The sequence below is a fragment of the Actinomadura logoneensis genome (assembly GCF_003428695.1).
Taxonomy (GTDB): domain Bacteria; phylum Actinomycetota; class Actinomycetes; order Streptosporangiales; family Streptosporangiaceae; genus Spirillospora; species Spirillospora logoneensis.
The window spans coordinates 1-2,602 of sequence record NZ_QURH01000651.1; the positions used below are offsets into that span (position 1 = coordinate 1).

The 2,602-nt window shown below is 70.4% G+C and carries 1 protein-coding gene; it reads right to left on the minus strand.

The genetic code is table 11. The features are described 5' to 3' along the window. Positions 1–223: 223 nt before the first annotated feature. On the minus strand, positions 224–1,717 hold the full coding sequence (gene tig / locus DZF91_RS25155) for a trigger factor (RefSeq protein WP_117359708.1): 1,494 nt from the start codon (positions 1,715–1,717) through the stop codon (positions 224–226). Positions 1,718–2,602 lie beyond the last annotated feature (885 nt).

Below are 2,602 nucleotides of genomic sequence, written 5' to 3' on the forward strand. Positions count from 1 at the left end.
GAGGGGGCGGGCCACGACGCTCGGGGAGGGGCGGGACGCGGCGCTCCGGGAAGACGACGGCGCGGGGCCCAGGGAGGACGAGGGCGCCGCGCTCAGGGGAGACGGGGAGACCGCACTCAGGGAGGGTGAGGGCGCGCGGCGCTCCAGGGGGCGGGGGCGCCGTCAACGCGCGCGCCCCGCGACCCGGGACGGGTTGCGGGGCGCGCGGGCGTCAGAGGGACGGTCAGGCGTCCTTGCCGCCGTCCTTCTTGTCGGCCTCGGCCTCGGCCTCCGCGTTGGCCTCGCGGGCCTCCTCGCGGTCGGCCTCGTCGGCGGCGTCCGCGTCGGCGGCGGCGTCGGCGATCTCCTGGGCCTCCTCGGCCACGTCCTCGCCGGCCTCGACGGTCTCGCCGCCGTCCAGCTCGCGCTGGATGGCCTCGACGTCCAGGGTCTCACCGGACTCGGTCTTCAGCGTGACGTGCTCGACGATCAGGTTGAGGGCCTTGCTGCGCAGGACCTCCGACACGATCGCCGGGAGCTGGTTGTTCTCGGTGAGGTACTGGGCGAGCTGCTGGGGCGCGACGCCCATCTGCATCGCCTGGGTGACGACGTACTCGCTGAGCTCCTCGTTCTCGACGCCCAGCTCCTCCTGGACGGCGAGCTGGTCGAGGACGAAGCCGCCCTTGACGGCGAGCGCCGAGGCGTCCCTGACCTCGCGGTCGAACTCCTCCTCGGTCTTCTCCTCGTCCTTGAGGTAGTCCTGGCGGGTCATGCCGGCCATCTGCAGCTGCTGGTCGAGCTGCTGGTAGCGGCGGTCGACCTCCTGCTGGACGACGGCGTCCGGCAGCGGGATCTCGACCTTCTCCAGCAGGGCCTCGAGCGCCTTGTCGCGGGCGTCGGACAGCTGCTGCAGCCGGACCTGGCGGCCGAGCCGGGTGCGGACGTCCTCGCGGAGCTCCTCGATCGTGTCGAACTCGGAGGCGAGCTGCGCGAACTCGTCGTCGGCCTCGGGCAGGTCCTTGACCTTGACCGACTGGACCGTGACGGTGATCTCGGCGTCCTCGCCGGCGCGCTCGCCGCCGACCAGCTTGGAGGTGAAGGTCTTGGACTCGCCCGCGGACAGGCCGGTGACGGCCTCGTCCAGGCCCTCGATGGCGCCCTCGCTGCCGACCTCGTAGGAGTAGCCGGAGGTGGCGGCGTCCTCGACCGACTCGCCGTCGATCTCGGCGGCGATGTCGATGGTGGCGAAGTCGCCCTTCTCGGCGGCGCGCTCGACGGTGGTCAGCGAGGCGAAGCGCTCGCGCAGCGAGTCGAGGGTCTCGGCGACTTTCTCGTCGGTGACCTCGGCGTCCTCGACGACGACCTCGAGGCCGTCGTAGTCCGGCACCTCGAACTTCGGCCGGATGTCGACCTCGGCGGTGAAGGCGAACTTCTCGTTGTCGTCGAGCTCGGTGACCTCGACGTCCGGCTGGCCGAGGACGAAGATCTCCTTCTCCTCGACGGCGCGGCCGTAGAGCTCGGGCAGGGCGTCGTTGACGGCCTCCTGGAGGACCGCGCCACGCCCCACGTACTGGTCGATCAGGCGGGCGGGGACCTTGCCGGGCCGGAAGCCCTTGATCCGCACCTGGCGCGAGATCTCCTGGTACGCCTTGTCGAGGTTCGGCTTGAGCTCGTCGAACGGAACCTCGACGGTGAGCTTGACCCGCGTGGGGGTCAGCTCCTCGACATCGGTCTTCACTGGGGTAGGTCTCCTTGATCGGGCACTGTCTCGGCCGCGGCGTTCGACGCGCTTGCTCAGCCTGTGTCAGTCTCTCTGGCTCGCGGACAGGGCGGGCACGCCGAATGACCGGCTCCGCGCCCATGCGCGCCAAGTCTATGGGGTAACCGGGGGAACTGCGGACATCGGTGGTTCGTTCCGGGACCTGCTCCCCGGCTTGGCACAACCCCTTGGACGTTACCAGTCGTGCCCGCTCCGCATCGCACCTCTCCCCGCAGCCGTACCGCACCTCTACCTGCGACACCTCGGCGGCCGTCGGCCGCAGGCGTCTCGCTGGTCCGAGCCCTGGGCCGCAGGCGTCTCGGAGGTCCGAGCCCTGGGTGGTCGGCCACCGGCTGGACCGGGCGGTGCGGCCGGCCTCTGGGGGCGTGGCCCTGGCGGCAGAGCGGCAGTGGCGGGCAGGACAGATTCTTGTGCGAGAAGGGAAGCCACTCCCCCGACGGGCAATGTTAAGTCGGCGCCAGTGGCCCGCCCGCTCTCGCCCCGGTTCGTCTTCTTATGCGGTCCACAAGACCGGCAGTTGATCGTGGCGGAGCGTCCTGCCTGCGGCGCCAGCGTCCTGCCTGCGGCGCTATGGCACCGAATTCTCGCCGCGGCTTTTCCTGGCACCGGCTCTTACCTTTTTAACTTTGCCTTAAGGTGGCGTTGATGATGGCGCGAAGGGCGTCCTATTTGGCGCTATTCGCGGAAAGAGGGAAGCAGGCGCGGTTAGTATCCGATCGGGGCTTTCCGGCGCAGTGGCGGGCACCCTCTGGGGCCAAGCGCGGGTCGCGTGCCGACCACACGGGATCCGCGCCTTCCGAAAGGCTTCCGGGCCGTGTCCTCGGCGTCAGACGAGGACACGGC